This is a genomic window from Anaerolineales bacterium, from assembly GCA_015075725.1.
Lineage (GTDB): Bacteria > Chloroflexota > Anaerolineae > Anaerolineales > Villigracilaceae > Villigracilis.
In genome coordinates, this window is the sequence record JABTTV010000001.1 from 2,857,764 (window position 1) to 2,874,278 (window position 16,515).

Consider the following 16,515-nt stretch of genomic DNA (forward strand, 5'->3'; position numbering starts at 1 on the left):
GTGTACAATCGCGTCCATGAACTCGATATCGCGCAGGGATTTTTTGAAATTGAGCGGTCTCGCGCTGGGCGGGCTGGCATTTACGCCCTTCCTTCCCGGTCTGACCGACTTCGACGATAGTTTTGTGGTGCGCATCGGCACGGCAAACATGCCTGTCCGGAAGGAACCGAGCGATGAAAGCCGCATCGAACTAAGCCGCTATCGGGATGAGTTGGTGCATGTCTACGGCGAGGTGACCGCTGCGGAACCGAAACATAACCCGGTCTGGTATCGCGTCTGGGGCGGCTACCTGCATCGCGGACGTTTGCACCGTGTGCGGACGATCTATCAGGAACCGATCAAAACCATCCCCGAGGGCACGCGCCTGATCGCCGATGTTACCGTGCCGTTTACCAACCCCTGGCGTTATTCCAAGTTGGCGGGCTGGCAAATTCTCTCACCGCCGATGTATTATGGTTCGGTGCATTTTATCGACGCGGTCGAAGAGGGCCCTGAAACGGCGGATTATGACGGTCCCTGGTATCGCATCTTCGACGAACTCGACTCGAACGTCACTTATTATGCGCCCGCGATTCACATGCGCGTCCTCCCGGCGGACATGCTTTACCCGATCTCACCGGATGTTCCCTACCAGGATAAACTCATAGAGATCAACCTCTCCACCCAAATGCTGTATGCGTACGAATACGGCAGCCTTGTCTTTCAAACGAATATTTCCTCCGGCGTCCCCGGTGACCCGACCGGCGGTTCGGGCATTCCCACCACCACGCCGGTGGGCAGTTTCACCATCATGGATAAAGTTCCCGCCAAACACATGGGCTTCAGTTACTTTGGCGAGCAGACCACCGGCAACATCCTCGCCGACGTGGATAATTACGTCCTGCCCGGCGTTCCGTGGACGTCCTTCTTCACGACCCAGGGACATGCGTTCCATGGAACCTACTGGCACGAAAATTTCGGCTCACCCATGAGTCACGGCTGCATCAACATGCGCACGGACGAAGCCAATTGGCTCTTCCGCTGGGCAACCCCCGTCCCGATTGCCCCGACGACCGAACGAGTTGCCACGCGCGGTCTTGGCACGAAGGTCGAGATCCATTATTGATTTATCGGGAATTTCCCCTCCGAACCGAATTCTAAACATTGATTATTATCTGACTCCCATGCCGACTCTTCACTGGAACGGGAAGCATCTTTCCCCGCCCCAACCTGCCTCGCTGATCCTTGACTCCATCCTTCACCCGAAGGGACGCGGCTTTCCCAAATCCCGGCTTGATGGGCGGATACTCATTGGAGATAATCTTCCCGTCATGGCGGCGCTCCTTCCGGAATACGAAGGTCGCATCAACCTCATTTACGCCGACCCGCCTTTTTTCACAAATCGAAAATTTTCCGCGCGCGTTGGCAGGGGAGAGGATTCGCGCAAGCCTTCCAAATGGAAACTGGCAGAGGGCTATCACGATTCCTGGGCAGACATGGATTCGTACCTGCAATTCCTTTACGAACGCCTTCATCTCATGCATCGCCTGCTCGCTCCGACCGGGACTCTCTATTTGCATCTCGACTGGCACGCCGACGCGCAAGCCCGCCTGATCCTCGACGAAATATTCGGCGCGGAGAATTTCATCAACGAGATCATCTGGGCGTATCACGGACCTTCTCCGATCCGCACGGCATTCAACCGAAAGCACGATACGATCCTGATGTATGGAAAGAGCAGGGATTACACCTTCAATGTGGACGAGATCCGCGAGCCGTACAATCCGAACACTGTGGCAACCTTTAAAGCGTCGCGCAAGGCCGGCTTTGGCAAGATTCCCGACCTGGAGCGGGGCAAAGTCCCTGAGGATTGGTGGTATTTCCCCGTCGTGGCGCGATTGCATAACGAGCGGACAGGCTATCCCACCCAGAAGCCAGAGGCATTGATCGAACGCGTTGTCCTGGCATCTTCCAATAAAAACGACCTTGTTGCAGACTTTTTCTGCGGTTCGGGCACGACCGCCCTGGTTGCCGCCAGGCACGGACGCAGGTTCATTACATGCGACGAATCGATCCGGGCGGTCAACACGGCGCGGTTCAGGCTGGCGGGAACGAAATCCATTTTTTCGGTGGAGCGGGACCTGGCTGTCAAAAACGAGTTTGCCACGAAATCGAAAAAGATCAAAGCGAAAGTCTCTGGCGGTGTGATTCGGTTGACGACCTCCCTCGATGTGGATTTTTGGGAAGTGGACCCGGCTTGGGATGGGAAGATCTTCCGCAGTGCCGCTCAGGCTCAACGTCACGTACGAAGCGGGGAAATCCCCATGGAGTTAAAAATAAAAATCGGAGGCAGAGTCTGCATCCGATTGGTAACGGTCGAAGGGAAGCAATTCCAGCTAAATATCTAGGCGATAACCGACGCCGCGCACGGTCTTGAGGAACTTTGGATTATCGGGGTCGAGCTCGATGGCGCGCCTGAGCCAGGAGATATGCACATCGAGCGTGCGGGTATCACCGGTATAGTTCGTCTCCCAGGCTTTTTTGAAGAGGGGTTCGCGTTCGACCACTTCTCCGTGTTTATCCATCAATAATTGAAGCAATGTCACCAGGCGCGGCGTGAGTTTTGTGCTCCTGCCCATGCAGCGCACACGCCGCTTTTCGAGATCGAGCCGGATCGGACCGACATGCAATACGTTCTTGCCGTCGCCGGGGAGCAATGGTTTGATTCGATTGGCAAGTTTCTGAACCGTGAATGGAAGGAGAAGTACGGCGTCTGCCGCATCCTTGTTGACTTCCTTGTCTTCATCGAGGATCAGAATGATGGGAAGTTTGGAATCTTTCTCGCGCAGAGATTGGCAGATGCGCAAACCTGTGCTGCGCATCGAAGCCGCGTTGACAACGACAAGGCTCGGGCTGACTTCCTTCAATAACGAAACCGCCTTGCTCCCGTTTTGGGCAATATGGACATCAAATCCCTTCTTCTGCAAGTCGGCGGCAAAAGAAGGGACTTCTGCGTGTTTGGCTTCTATGACCAAAAGTGTCGTGGTCTTCATATGACGGTTCGAATATTACCTTGTGTGGAATTCCAGCGGCTTCGTTGAGTTTTAAGTTTGTTAAGATACCGGCATTATACACCAATTCTCAATCTTGAGACCTCGGACCATGGTACTACCCGACAAACCAATTTATTGACACATTTCTTAACTTGTGTAAGCCGCGAGTTGACCACAGCCTGCGTTGATGTCGATGCCGCGCCTCATGCGGATCGTGCATGGAATCCCTTCCCTTTCCAGTGTTTCCTTGAAAATTTGCGCGTGTTGACGCTTGGCGGCTTCGCCGTGATATCCCCGCGTCGGGTTTAAGGGGATCGCATTGACGTGGCAGAGCAAACCCTTAAGTCTTTCAGCCAGTTTCTTTGCCACTTCGGGTGTATCGTTGACCCCGTGAATCAATGCCCACTCGAACGTGACGCGCCGCCTGGTCTTTTCGACGTAGTATTTACAGGCTGCGACCACTTCGTTGATGTTATATTTTTTATTGACCGGCATGATCGCGAGGCGTTCGGCGTCGGTTGCGGCGTGAAGCGAGACGGCGAGATTGACCTGTCTCTGTTCGTCGGCGAAGCGTTTGATCTGGGGGACCAATCCCACCGTTGAGATGGTCAGCCTGCGTGCGCCGAATTTGAAACCGTTCGGGTCGTTCAAGCGGTCGACCGCCGCCATGACGTTATCGTAATTATGGAACGGCTCGCCCATGCCCATGAAAACGATGTTGCTGACGGTTTCGTTCTGTTCCTTCAGCATTTGGGCGTAATACATCACCTGCGCCACGATCTCGCCGCTGGTGAGATTGCGTTTGAAGCCCATTTGCCCTGTCGCGCAGAAGACGCATCCCATCGCGCACCCGGCTTGTGTGGAGATGCACAGCGTTCTGCGTGCCCCCCTAAGGCTCCCCCCGAATTCTTTGAATTTGGGGGGAGTGTCCCGAAGGGGCGAGGGGAGCTCGTCCGCCGGGTCGCCATAGCGCATCAATACGGCTTCGATCAGGTTTCCATCCGGCAATTGGAACAAGGTCTTGCGCGTGGATTTGTCCGCTGAATCCAAATACGTCTTCACTGTGAATGGAGTGAAAGTGAATTCCTGCGTGAGTTTCTCGCGCAGAGAAATGGGGAGATTGGAAAACTGGTCAGGGGATGAATAGAAATGATGGTATAGCCCCTGCCAGACCTGCTTTGCACGGTAGGCGGGCTCGTTCCATTCATTGAACATCTTTTCGAGCGCAGCGATATCGAGATCGTAAATAAGCATGTGATTCTCAGACCCGCGATGATTGTACCTTACAGATATGCATCCCCGTACGAAAAAAATAGGGCAATCGTAGGGATGGTTTAAATCCTTCTTATCTATTTTTCACATATAATCGTTATCCTTGTAGGAACAAAGGAGAATTTATGCTTAAACCCATGAAACCACAATCAGGCATGCCGAGGAATATGTTCCTGTGGATCCTCGTCGGCTTGCTCGTGATTTCCGGCATCGTTGCACTAGTGTCAGCCTTCGACGGGGGCAGCGACGGCACGGAGGAAGTCAATGCGGTGTACACCAATGCGGCGGCAACTCTTGCGGCGCAGCAATTATTGTCATCGCCGACTTCGACAGCGACGGCGACCGCTGGCACCCCGACCGCGACCGCCACTTTCATTCCACTGGCGAGCCCGACTCTGTTCACTTCCCAGATCCTTCCCACGAATACATCCGGTGCTGCTTCAGGTGCGGTGGGTTGTAATAATTCCGCCTACGTTGCCGATGTGACGATTCCGGATAACACAGTAGTTAATCCTGGTCAAACTATTACCAAGACATGGAAACTTCAAAATACCGGCTCATGTGCGTGGACCCCTACTTACAAGGTTAGTTTCGTTTCCGGTAATGCAATGAGCGGAGTTGCCACGCCGATCGGCATTACAGTTCAACCCGGTCAATCCGGAGATGTTACAGTGACATTGAAGGCACCTACGACAACTGGCGATGTCAGGGGGGATTGGATTCTAACAAACGATAGCGGACAAAATTTCGGCTCGACGTTTTATATTTTGGTCAAAGTAAGTGGGGCCGCCACCACAGGGACGGCGACTGTAACTGCCACCGCTACTGCAACGTCTGCGCCCTCTGCCCCTGCTCCTGCCAATAATCCGAATATTACCCTGACCTGTGCTTTAGAAGGCGGGGTGGGTCCAAGAATGGAACACGCCGGAACTCTAACCTGGGAGGATAAATCAAATAACGAGACCGGGTTTAATATATATATAAACGGAGTTTTGGTAACTACAACAACAGAAAATGTTACCTCGTACATTGTGCCCTCAGGCACCTACTATGATCCGGGTGTTACATCTACATTCAGTGTTGAAGCCTTCAACACTGTTGGTAAAGCCACTGCTGTGAGCGTGATAAAAAGCTGTCCATAAATAAGAATCGGACCTGCAAAAAACAGGTCCGGTTTTTTATTCGACAAGTGCCGCCAAACTCTCCGCAATAATTGTCGGTTTCCAATCCTTCGCCTCTTCGCGCGTACCGACGCCGCTCAGCACCAAGGCAGTCGGGCATCCCACCGCCTGTCCCGCCGCAATGTCCGTTTCGAGCCGGTCGCCGACGACAAGTGTCTCTTCCTTCAAAGTGCCCAATCTTTCCAGCGCGAGTTCCATCAAATACGGGAAGGGTTTGCCCGCGACGATCGGATCTGTCCTTGTTGCCATGCTCACCACCGAAACCCACGCCCCCGAGCCGGGAATCTCCCCGCGCGGGGTGGGGAAGGTGCGGTCGGTGTTCGTCGTATAGAATGGACGCCCCGCCCGCACGAGCAATGTCGCTTCGGCGATCTTTTGGAAGTTGACGCTTCGGTCGATTCCCATCACAACCGCTTCCGCCTGCGGCGCATCCTCCACGCCCACCACTTCAAATCCCTTTTCTTCCAAAGCCACGCGGATGCCCTCCTCGCCGATCACGAAGATCTTCGTCCCGCGCGGATACTTCTGCGACAGCATGAACGCAATTCCCAAAGCGGATGTGACGATCTGTGCGGCGCCCACGTCCACGCCAAACCCGGCGAGAATTTTTTGATAATCTTCCGGCGTTTTTGTCCCGTTGTTGGTGGCAAAGGCGAACTTCAACCCGCGTTCGCGGATTCTTTTGAAAATCGCAGCCAGGTCGCCGATGGGGGCGTCGCCTTTCCAGATTACGCCGTCCATGTCGAGGATAAGTGCTTTTATGTTTGAAGGGATCATAAGTTTTACGATATCGAAATTCAAGAAGTATGGCGGGTTAGTAACCGCTGCTGGTCGGGCAGTTGAGGAGCGATGTATCGAAGCTCAGCGGCGTCTCGAAACCGCTCAGCGGGCATTATACCTATATATAAAAGACCCCGAAGATTTCTCCTCAGGATCTTCATTCTCCAATTGCCGATGACTACTTGGAAACCTTTTCCGGCATTTCGATGATATGGTCTATCAAGCCATAGTCCAGGGCTTGCTGGGCATCGAGGTAGTAATCGCGGTCGAGGTCGCGTTCGATCACTTCCAAAGGCTGCCCTGTATTTTTTGCCATGATGCCGTTGAGTAAAGCTTTCTGGCGCAGAATTTGCTTGGCGGCAATTTCAATGTCTGTCGCCTGACCCTGTGCGCCGCCGAGAGGCTGGTGCATGTGGACGGTTGCATGCGGCAGGGCGTAGCGAAGTCCTTTGGTTCCGGCAGCCAGCAACACGGTCCCGAAAGAGGCGGTCACGCCCACGGCGACGGTGCTGATCGGGTTCGAGATGATCTGCATCGTGTCATAGATCGCAAGTCCCGCATAGATCACCCCGCCGGGCGAATTGATATACATGCGGATTTCCTTTTCCGGGTCTTCATGGTTCAGGAACAACAACTGCGCCACGATGACATTTGCCACCTGATCGTCGATCGGTGTGCCGAGGAAGATGATGTTGTTGCGTAAAAGCAGGGAATAAATATCATAAGCGCGCTCACCGCGGCCCGTGTTTTCGACCACCATGGGAACGACATTCTTGAATTCTGGGATCATATTCTGTCTCCTTTATTCGAACTATGCTACCGGACGTGTATTGGATTTGTATTAGAGATCGATAGAAGATTCCCATACAAACGCTTCACACCTGTCCGTGCCTGCCAGCCTTCGAGGATCCTCTAGCTATTCTGCGGCTTTTTCCTGCTCGCTTTCCGCCGGAGCGGATTCTTTCTCCGCGGCTTCGGCGGCTTTCTTCGCTTCCGCTTCGCGCTCTTCGATCGTCTTATAGTTGCCCGTCGCAATGGATTTCAACATGTCCAATGCTTTGCGGGTCATCACGCGGCTGGCGGCGTCCATCGCGATGGCTTCGCTCAATTGGCGCTGACCCTTCCTGCCGCCGCGAATCTTGCTGAAATCAACGCCTTGCATCGCCAGGTTGTTGATGGCGTTGCTGTATTCCGAGTTCAAAGCCGCATCGTCGATCTGGAGCTTCTCTTTGCGCACGATCTCATCGAGGATCAAACCGCGCTCGAGGCGTTTCTTCGCCACAGGCTTGACGTCTGATTCGATGAAATCTTCACGCGTCGTATTCCGCACTTTGAAGTAGGTCTCCAGGTCCATGCCCTGCTGGGCGAGCCGCTGGGAAAGGTCTTGTAACACATGTTCGCCTTCATGTTCCAGCGTGTGTTCGTGATACTTCAGTTTTGCGCCTTCCTTGACCTTCTCGATCAAATCCACAAAATACTTGTCGTCGTATTCGTTCTGCGAACGAGCTTCGACATCTTTTTTCACCGCTTCCATCAGCGCGTCGACGGTTTCACCCGCGCCGGTCATTTTGGCAAAGTCGTCATTGACGTCCGGGAGGGTCACGCCGCGCACGGTTTTAACCGTCGCCGTGATCTCCACAGCTTTTTCGCGCAGTTCTTCCACATCCCAATCTTTGGGAAAAGTATGTTGGAAGGTTTTGCTTTCACCGGCTTTCAGCCCAACGAGTTCTTTTGCAAATCCGTTATAGGGCCATTCGGTATCGCGCTCTTCCTTGCGGACGAAGGTGGCAAAACCTGTTCGATTCAACTCGGGGGTCTCGGAGGAGACGTCGAGGAGGATGTAATCACCGGTTTCGACGGCGCGGTCCACAGTCTCGGTCGAGGCGTACATCTGGCGGAGGTCTTCGAGCGCCTCATCCACTTTCTCCTTGCCGGGCGCCTCCCATTCATAGGGAAGTCTTATAGAAAGATAATCGCCAAGGTCCACATCCGGCGCGAGGGGAACATTGAAAATGAATTTGGGCGGATCCACACTCTCGATGGATTCCAATCTGCCTGAAGCGCCGGGGTTTACGTCCGCCTCTTTGAGAATGTTCGAGTATTCCGCATCGATGAACATGTCGACAGCCTGTTCGGTGATCGCGCCTTCGCCGTAGTTGCGTGCGACGATGTGATAAGGCGCCTTGCCGGGGCGGAAACCCGCGATATTCCCCCGCTGCGAGATCTTCGCCGCTGCGCGTTTCTTGTATTCGTTCATCTTATCCTGGTCAACTTCCACAATAAGTTTGACCGAGTGATCGTCCTGATACTGCTTATCGATGTTCAAAGTTACCTCTTTTGGTTTTCAAACCTGACGGGTCTTGCGGACCGGTCAGGTTCCATGAAATTGATATATTGGTGAGGATGGTGGGAGTCGAACCCACACGCCTTGCGGCACATGATCCTAAGTCATGCCTGTCTGCCAGTTCCAGCACATCCCCGTGTGGATACGCTTCGAGCGGCGCAATTATACCGTAGGGTGCGCCTGATTTGCAGGTATAATAGCGCGAACGTCTACGACGAGAGAGAATTTTCCTGTGCCCATTTCTTCCGGCATCCCGGCCCCCATTTTCGAACTCAAGGACGACACGAACACGCTCCGCAGGCTTTCCGATTATCGCGGAAGAAATGTCGTCCTTTATTTTTACCCGAAGGACGACACTCCGGGATGCACGAAGGAAGCCTGTAACTTCCGCGACGATTACTCCGCATACGAAAGAGCCGGGGTCGTCATCCTCGGCGTCAGCCCGGATTCGGTGGAGTCGCATGCGAAGTTCAAAAAGAAATTCATGCTCCAATTCCCTCTGCTTGCGGATGATGGACATAGGGTCTGCGATTTGTACGGGGTTTGGGGACCGAAACAATTCATGGGAAAGAGTTACGAAGGCGTATTGCGGACCACCTTCCTGATCGATGGGGAGGGGATCATCAAGAAAGTATATGAAGGTGTACGCCCATCCGAACACAGCCGCGAACTTCTTGCTGAATTGGGTTTGGGTTGACCGGATTTGCGTATCAGGATGCCGGTTGATGTGTTATAAGGTGTTGTCTGCCGACGGAGCTGAAATTCGTCGGCATGATTTTGTGAAATTCCATGAAATCCGTCGAACAAACCGAATTTATCCTGGTAACGGATGTCGTGACAATGATAAGGGATTTTGATATAATCCCCCCTTGTGAAAATTGAGACAAATACTCCACGTTTTGTCCAATTCAAGTTAATGATCGGGGCTTCCTCCCCGTACAATCTTTTCAGGAGAGAGAATCTATGGGTCATTTTGTAATTGTGGGGATCCTGGTCATCCTCATGACCGTTCTCACATATATCGGTCTCGATGCTGTGGGACTTGCGACCAAAATGCACAAGGTTGTCGCCAGCGCCCAGGCAATCCCCATCGACCAGTTATGGCATTGGGAAGTCATCGTCATATCCTTTTTATTTTCACTGATCGTCGTGCCGATGGCGTATAGCCTGGTTGTTTTCCGCCAGAAAAAGGGAGAAATGTTGGACGGGGAACATATGGAAGGCAACTCAAATCTCGAAATTGCGTGGACGGTTCTTCCGCTCATCACCGTGGTGGTATTTGCATATCTCGGAGCATATTCACTGGGTGAGGTTCGGCGTATCGACCCGGATGCCATGGTGGTCAACGTCAAAGCACAGCAATTCACCTGGACGTTCGAATACCCTGAATACGGTTTTTTCAGTACCGAACTTCATCTTCCGGTGGATCGCCAGGTCGTCTTGAAAATGGAATCAGTGGATGTCATACACTCGTTCTGGGTCCCCGAATTCCGCCTCAAGCAGGACGTCGTGCCGGGCCGTGTGACCGAATATCGTGTGACTCCGATCCTCGAGGGAAGATACAAAGTCCGCTGCGCTGAACTATGCGGTACATCCCATGCATACATGGAAAGCGCCGTTATTGTGGACAGCCCGGAGGCGTACAATGCCTGGGTGGCCGAGCAGATCAAAATCGCGGCTGAATCGCAAACTCCTGAAGGGCAGGGCAAACTTCTCGCAACGAAAAACGGATGCATCGGTTGTCACTCCATCGACGGCTCGCCTCTGACCGGTCCCACATGGTTTGGCTTGTTCGGCTCGACCGTGACCCTCTCCGACGGCTCGACCGTCACGGCAGATGAGGCCTTCATCGCTGAATCCATTCTCGACCCGAACGCGACGATCGTCGAGGGTTTCCCATCTCCATCCGTGATGCCGCCCTACGCATTGACCGACGAAGAGATCGCGAATCTCATCGCTTACATCAAGACCTTGAAATAAGAAGGAATAGTTACCATGAAGGGATTCTTTTCTAGCGCCCTCTGGCGTGGTTTGCTCTGGCAGGTGATCGGCACCCTCATTGGCGCCGGGCTTGTGACCGGCATTCGCGCCCTGATGGGTTTGACCGCCACTGACACGTTCTTTTTCACGGAACCCGCCTGGGTGGTCGGTGCGTTTCTCGGCGTTTTGTTCTTCATCGGTGGCTCCGGCATTGCGTCCGACTGGTTCAAGTGGGCGCGCGGTATGGATACCCCCGAACATCACGAAGACCAGCACACTGGCTGGCAGAAATTCATCAATATCTCGCTGGACCACAAGGTGATCGGAATCCAATATACCCTGGTTGCGCTTGTGTTGATCGCGGTTGGCGGCACGTTTGCACTCATCTTCCGCACAGAGCTCGCCGCTTCCGAGCTCCAGTTCCTGACCACCGATATGAAACTCTTCGGCCAGAACGGTCCTCAGTTATATAACACACTCATGTCGCTACATGGCATGGTCATGATCGTTTCGATCCTTCTGGGAATTTCAGGCATCATCAACTATGTTGTCCCGCTCCAGATCGGTGCGCACGATATGGCGTTCCCGCGCATGAACGCCTTTTCCTATTGGATCGCGGTCCCTGCGGCGGTGATCCTGCTCTCGAGTCTTTTCCTTGGCGGTTTCGATACCGGCTGGACGGGCTACCCGCCTCTTTCCGCCCGCGCTCCGGTTGGCATGCAGATGTTCTTCCTTGGCGTATTCACCGCAGGTTGGTCTTCCATTTTGAGCGCATTGAATGTCATCGCCACTGTCATCCGCATGCGCGCCAAAGGCATGACCGCGATGCGCATGCCCATCTTCATCTGGGCGGCAATTGCCACTTCGATCATCGCGCTGACCGCTACACAATTCATCGGTCTTTCCTTCCAGTTGGTGATGTTCCAGCGCTTGCTTGGGATGGGTTTCTTCGATCCCGCCAAGGGTGGCAACCCCGTCCTCTTCCAGCATCTGTTCTGGTTCTATTCGCATCCCGCCGTGTACGTGTTCATCCTCCCTGGTTTGGGTGTGGTCTCTGAACTCCTGCCGGTATTTGTCCGCAAGCCGCTCTTCGGCTACCGCTGGATCGCGATGTCCTCGTTGGGGATCGCGCTGGTTGGTTTCGTGGTCTGGGCGCATCACATGTTCACCTCCGGCATGAATGAGTATCTCCGTGTGCCATTCATGTACAGCACCCTGCTTGTGGCGGTTCCAACGGGCGTGAAATTCTTCTCGTGGGTCGCTACATTATGGAAGGGCAAGATATCCACCCCGACCCCCATGCTCTTTGTGCTCGGGGCGATTGTGGTCTTCTTGATGGGCGGTCTTTCCGGTCCGCCGAACGCTACAGTCTCGACAGACCTGCATCTGCATGACACCTACTTCATCGTGGGCCACTTCCACGACACGATCTTCGGCGGATTCGTCTTCCCGTTCTTTGCCGCCATCTATTACTGGTTCCCAAAGGCAACCGGCCGCAAGATGAACGAGACCCTGGGCAAGATTCATTTCTGGCTGATGACGCCATCCTTCTTCGTGCTGACCTTCGGCATGATGCACATTGGTTTGTTGGGCATGCGCCGACGCATCGCTGATTATGACCCGGCGCTTGGAATGGACAGCACGCATCTTATCCTGACGATCGCAGGCTTTGGCATTGCCCTCTCCGTGTTGATCTTTTTCTACAACCTGTTCAACAGCATCAGGAACGGGGAAAAAGCCGAAGGCAACGTTTGGAATTCCCGCTCGCCCGAATGGCAGGTCGCTTCGCCCATGCCCGCGCATAATTACGAGAAACCCTTCGAGGTGGTGGGCGAGCCGTATGATTATGGCTTGAAGGACGGCGGTTACATCAAATTCATCGAATCTGCCAAAGGCAAACACGGCTAAGAGGCGAGGAGAAATTAGGAATGGCACATTCACAAGATAAAAAATCCGCCCTCGGCCAGGGTGTGGTGATATTCGTATACCTGGCGGTCCTGACCGTGCTGGAATATTTCGTCGCGGTCACCTTCAATGCGACATCCCTGCTCGTTGTTGTTGCAGTGATCAAAGCCGCTCTCGTTATGTACTATTACATGCATATCTACAAGCTCAGCGAAAACGATGGAAGCGATGAAGGTTCCTACAAATACAAGACCGGTACGAACCGCCTCGGTCTCTGGCTTTTCCTCCTTTCGGATGGTTTCGTCTTTGCCGGTTTGATGGCAATGCGCATCAACCTGTTGGGATTCACCCGCCCGCATCTCAGCCAGATGCTTGGATTGGCAGTGACTGCGGTCCTGCTTATCTCGTCCTTCTTCATGAACCGCGGTGAAACGGCCATGAAGTACGGCGACGTAAAAGGCTTCATGCGCAATACCGTCGTAACCTTCCTTCTGGGCCTTGGCTTTTTGATCGGCGTGGTGTTTGTGGAATGGCGGCTCGCGGCGCATGAAGGCTTGGTGGCATCGTTCGGCAATCCTTCCGCTGGCCCGATGGGAGCCGTCTTCTACATGATGACGGGTATGCACGCCTTCCACGTCTTCACCGGGTTGATCTTCCTGGGTGTGGTCTGGAACAATGCCCGTAAAGGCGTTTATACTGCAGAACAAAGCTGGGGCGTGGAAGCTGCCGCTGTGTACTGGCACTTCGTCGACCTGGTGTGGATATTTTTCTACCCCGCCTTGTACCTGATCGGCACGGCAGTATAAAAATCGAATACCTCCGCCGCCGAAAGGCGGCGGTTTCTTTTGAATATCGATCATTTGGTGAAATATGAACAATAAACTATTTTTGACGGGCAGCGCTATCTTTGTGATCGTTGCCACAGCGGCGGCCCTTTCCATTATTTTTGCCAGACCGCCTTCCTTCCGCGGAACGTCTTATGGCGAGCCTTTTCCGCCTGCTGCTGAGATCGAACTGACAAAAGCCGACGGAGAGACCTTTCGGTTGAGCGACCAGCGTGGGAAGGTCGTCCTGCTCTTTTTTGGTTACACCTCCTGCCCCGATGTCTGCCCGACCACACTCGCGGAAATGAAACTGGTCATGGCTGAGCTCGACGAACTTAATAAGCGCGTGCAAGTCGTTTTTATCTCCGTCGATCCGGATCGTGATACCCCTGAAAAGGTACAAGCCTACGTCGAACATTTCAATCCTGCATTTCTCGGGCTGACCGGTTCCATGCAGGAATTGGAGCCGGTTTGGAATGCGTATTCGATCTTCCGCGAATCGGTTGAAAGCGATTCGGCGTTAGGGATTATCATCAACCACACAGCCCGCAGCTTTCTTGTGGACCCTCAGGGAAATATGCGCTTGTCTTATGCGTATCAAACCCCTGTGAAGGATATCGTTCACGACATCAGGCTGTTATTGGAGCAAGAATGAATTTTACGCTGAAACGGATTTTCCTTTCCTTCCTGCTTGGGCTGGCGCTTGCTGCTGTGACCACCGAAACGGCGTACTTCCTTCTGAAAAAGGAAAACCGCGAGCCGGGTGTCATCGAACTGGTTGTCCCCGCTGGCACGGCGGACATGATCCGTGCAGGCGGTGTGCCGCCGGAAATTCCCAAAGATATGCGCTTTGTGGTGGGGGACACATTGAAGGTCGTGAATCAGGATACTGAAAACCACCAATTGGGTCCATTGTGGATTCCGGCGCAAGCAACCGCCACTTTGAAACTTGAAGAGGAAGATAATCTGATTTACGAATGCACCTTCCAGGCGGGCAATTACATGGGTATCAGCGTGCAGGAACCGGTCACATGGCGCACGCGCATTTCCGGCATGTTCTATGCGGGATTCCCGCTTGGGATGTTGTTCGCCGTCTACAGCGGTTTGATCGGAGTCAAAAAGAAGGAAGGATCATGAGCGTCCCGCGGAAAATGCTGTCGCGCAAATGGGCGGTCACAACTTTATTGGTCTTAATCGGTTCGGCAGTGTGCATCCGCCTCGGCTTCTGGCAATTGGACCGCCTCGAGCAGCGACGGGCATTCAATGCCCAGGTAGGGTCCATGCGGGCGGCGGATCGATTGGATCTGAATCTTGGAACGCCAGAAAATATCGCTTCGATGGAATGGCGCGCCGTAACGGTCACAGGGGAATATGATTTCGCGAACCAGGTCGCGTTGAGGAATCAATACAACGAAGGCGTTTACGGATTCCACCTCATCACCCCGCTTCTTTTCCAGGGGAAGGCTGTTCTTGTGAACCGGGGCTGGATTCCCGCCGAAAGCGATTCGACTCCCGAGGAATGGCGTGACTATGATGAGGGCGGTGAAGTCAGGGTCACAGGGCAGATTCGGCTGGGGCAGGGCAAACCAGCCTTCGGCGGAATCCCCGATGCGCTGCCGACAGATGGGACCCGGCTCGAGGTTTGGAACAATCTCGATGTGGAGAAAATATCCTCTCAACTGCCATATCCCACCCTCGATGTATTCATCCAACCAAATCTTGAAGAAGGGGATGCCTTTCCGCCCATCCCATACCAGCCGATAATCGAATTGACGGAAGGTTCGCATTTCGGGTATGCTTTGCAATGGTTCACTTTCGCGGCGATCTTATTTTTTGGCTATCCATTCTATCTACGAAAACAGGACGATTGAAATGAAGCATTCCATGAAAACATCGTTTGCGCGCAGGGCGGTCATGTTGCTGCTGGCTGTCTTCGTGTTGACGGTGGTCGGGCGGCTCGTGACCTTGGCCGGCGCGGCTGCTTTTTGCATCGGCTGGCCTCTCTGCACGCCGACGGACGTCCTCGGATATTTAAAATTGATCCATTTGGTTCTGGTGGGCATGGCATCGGTCGCGATGATCTCGGTCTGGCGAAAGGCCTGGCGCGAACAGCGTCATCATGCAAGTTTGCTGCCGCTGACGACCGTCACGGGTATTTTGTTCTTTGGGCAGGCGTTCGTCGGTGCGATCGAGGTGACCCGCAATTATCCCGTGCATCTGGTCGTACTGCATACATTGACAGCGGTTTCACTTTGGATCGCGTTGGGAGCGCTGGTGTTCGTTTCCGGCACGCTGCAGGAGGACGGCATCGCGGATTATCAATTCGGCTGGCGGCAAAGGGTGAAGGATTTCTTTATCCTATCCAAGCCGCTGATCGTGACGTTATTGCTTGTGACGACCTATGGCGGATTGGTGGCCGGAGGTAAAGCCTGGCCCTCCGCTTCTTTGGCATTGTGGACATTACTTGGCGGCGCGCTGGCAGCGGGTGGTTCGAGCGCATTGAACCAATATATCGACCGAGAACTGGATAAGAACATGCAGCGCACGTCCAAGCGCCCGCTTGCGGATGGAAGGTTGACCCCTGCTGAAGGTTTATCTTATGGGCTGGCGTTGTGTTTGCTCAGTTATTACCTGATGGCGGGATTTGTAAATTTACTCGCCGCTTTGCTTTCGCTTGCGGGAATTTTCTACTACGTGTTCTTTTACAGCGTCTGGTTGAAGAAGGCAACCGTGCAGAATATCGTCATTGGCGGCGGGGCGGGGGCGATCCCGCCAATGGTGGGCTGGGCTGCGGCAACGGGCGAGCTCAGCCTCGGCGCATGGATCCTTTTTGCAATCATCTTTATGTGGACCCCGCCGCATTTCTGGGCACTGGCGATCGTCCGCATGAAGGATTACGAGCGCGCGGGCGTACCGATGCTGCCGGTCGTTCAGGGCGAGGAAAAGACCCGCAGACAAATATTGATCTACACCGTGGAGTTGATCATTGTCACATTATTGCTCCCCTTGTTCAATCTTGCCGGGACGATCTATCTTATTTCCGCGCTGGTGCTTGGAGGGCTTTTGCTTTATGCCGCATGGAGGGTCTTCCGTGAAGGCGGGAATAAGGTGGCGTGGATGATGTATCGCTGGTCGAGCATGTACCTGGCGTTCATCTTCCTGGCGTTGATGATCGATGCGGCTACGTAGTTCTGACC

The 16,515-nt window shown here is 53.8% G+C and carries 16 protein-coding genes and 1 tRNA gene; 11 read left to right on the top strand and 6 right to left on the bottom strand.

The genetic code is table 11. From position 1 onward, the window contains the following. Nucleotides 1-16: 16 nt before the first annotated feature. Both HS100_13720 and HS100_13725 read left to right on the top strand, forming a co-directional pair. The gene (locus HS100_13720) at nucleotides 17-1,105 is read left to right on the top strand and encodes a L,D-transpeptidase family protein (protein MBE7434970.1); all 1,089 of its coding nucleotides are present in this window, start codon (nucleotides 17-19) and stop codon (nucleotides 1,103-1,105) included. 58 nt (nucleotides 1,106-1,163) lie between these two features. Beyond that, nucleotides 1,164-2,387 (top strand): site-specific DNA-methyltransferase, encoded by a 1,224-nt coding sequence (locus HS100_13725; GenBank protein MBE7434971.1) that lies wholly within the window; start codon nucleotides 1,164-1,166, stop codon nucleotides 2,385-2,387. On the opposite strand, the gene HS100_13730 is transcribed toward HS100_13725, so the two are convergent. Together HS100_13730 and rlmN are read right to left on the bottom strand one after the other, a co-directional pair. Further along, on the bottom strand, nucleotides 2,376-3,032 hold the full coding sequence (locus tag HS100_13730; protein ID MBE7434972.1) for a response regulator transcription factor: 657 nt from the start codon (nucleotides 3,030-3,032) through the stop codon (nucleotides 2,376-2,378). The two genes, HS100_13725 and HS100_13730, sit on opposite strands and share 12 nt — an antisense overlap. 147 nt (nucleotides 3,033-3,179) lie before the next feature. Further along, nucleotides 3,180-4,286 (bottom strand): 23S rRNA (adenine(2503)-C(2))-methyltransferase RlmN, encoded by a 1,107-nt coding sequence (gene rlmN, locus HS100_13735; GenBank protein MBE7434973.1) that lies wholly within the window; start codon nucleotides 4,284-4,286, stop codon nucleotides 3,180-3,182. Nucleotides 4,287-4,429: 143 nt separating this feature from the next. On the opposite strand from rlmN, the gene HS100_13740 reads away from it, so the two are divergent. Then, nucleotides 4,430-5,446 carry a hypothetical protein gene (locus HS100_13740; protein ID MBE7434974.1) on the top strand — a complete coding sequence of 339 codons (1,017 nt, stop codon included), beginning with the start codon at nucleotides 4,430-4,432 and terminating at the stop codon, nucleotides 5,444-5,446. Nucleotides 5,447-5,482: 36 nt separating this feature from the next. On the opposite strand, the gene HS100_13745 is transcribed toward HS100_13740, so the two are convergent. From HS100_13745 to HS100_13760, 4 genes are all read right to left on the bottom strand, one after another. Next, the gene (locus tag HS100_13745) at nucleotides 5,483-6,262 is read right to left on the bottom strand and encodes an HAD-IIA family hydrolase (protein MBE7434975.1); all 780 of its coding nucleotides are present in this window, start codon (nucleotides 6,260-6,262) and stop codon (nucleotides 5,483-5,485) included. Between the two features lie 181 nt (nucleotides 6,263-6,443). After that, a complete protein-coding gene (locus HS100_13750; GenBank protein ID MBE7434976.1) occupies nucleotides 6,444-7,055 on the bottom strand; it encodes an ATP-dependent Clp protease proteolytic subunit in 612 nt (203 codons plus the stop codon). 126 nt (nucleotides 7,056-7,181) lie between these two features. Beyond that, nucleotides 7,182-8,591, bottom strand: a complete 1,410-nt coding sequence (gene tig / locus HS100_13755) for a trigger factor (GenBank protein MBE7434977.1) — start codon at nucleotides 8,589-8,591, stop codon at nucleotides 7,182-7,184. A gap of 69 nt (nucleotides 8,592-8,660) precedes the next feature. Then, nucleotides 8,661-8,745: transfer RNA gene (locus HS100_13760), tRNA-Leu, on the bottom strand. Between the two features lie 96 nt (nucleotides 8,746-8,841). Between HS100_13760 and bcp the strand changes: the two genes are divergently transcribed. The 8 genes from bcp (at nucleotide 8,842) to HS100_13800 (ending at nucleotide 16,507) form a co-directional block, all read left to right on the top strand. Continuing rightward, complete coding sequence (gene bcp / locus HS100_13765) at nucleotides 8,842-9,306, top strand: thioredoxin-dependent thiol peroxidase (protein MBE7434978.1); 465 nt, start codon at nucleotides 8,842-8,844, stop codon at nucleotides 9,304-9,306. Nucleotides 9,307-9,572: 266 nt separating this feature from the next. Further along, on the top strand, nucleotides 9,573-10,589 hold the full coding sequence (coxB, locus tag HS100_13770) for a cytochrome c oxidase subunit II (GenBank protein MBE7434979.1): 1,017 nt from the start codon (nucleotides 9,573-9,575) through the stop codon (nucleotides 10,587-10,589). Nucleotides 10,590-10,604: 15 nt separating this feature from the next. Continuing rightward, a complete protein-coding gene (locus HS100_13775; protein MBE7434980.1) occupies nucleotides 10,605-12,497 on the top strand; it encodes a cbb3-type cytochrome c oxidase subunit I in 1,893 nt (630 codons plus the stop codon). A gap of 20 nt (nucleotides 12,498-12,517) precedes the next feature. Beyond that, nucleotides 12,518-13,300, top strand: a complete 783-nt coding sequence (locus tag HS100_13780; protein ID MBE7434981.1) for a heme-copper oxidase subunit III — start codon at nucleotides 12,518-12,520, stop codon at nucleotides 13,298-13,300. 64 nt (nucleotides 13,301-13,364) lie between these two features. Next, on the top strand, nucleotides 13,365-13,973 hold the full coding sequence (locus tag HS100_13785; protein ID MBE7434982.1) for an SCO family protein: 609 nt from the start codon (nucleotides 13,365-13,367) through the stop codon (nucleotides 13,971-13,973). Further along, a complete protein-coding gene (locus tag HS100_13790; protein ID MBE7434983.1) occupies nucleotides 13,970-14,455 on the top strand; it encodes a hypothetical protein in 486 nt (161 codons plus the stop codon). The genes HS100_13785 and HS100_13790 overlap by 4 nt, the downstream gene beginning before the upstream one ends. Beyond that, on the top strand, nucleotides 14,452-15,189 hold the full coding sequence (locus tag HS100_13795; protein ID MBE7434984.1) for an SURF1 family protein: 738 nt from the start codon (nucleotides 14,452-14,454) through the stop codon (nucleotides 15,187-15,189). Before HS100_13790 ends, HS100_13795 begins: the two co-directional genes overlap by 4 nt. Before the next feature lie 205 nt (nucleotides 15,190-15,394). Then, complete coding sequence (locus HS100_13800) at nucleotides 15,395-16,507, top strand: protoheme IX farnesyltransferase (GenBank protein MBE7434985.1); 1,113 nt, start codon at nucleotides 15,395-15,397, stop codon at nucleotides 16,505-16,507. The last annotated feature ends 8 nt before the right edge of the window (nucleotides 16,508-16,515 follow it).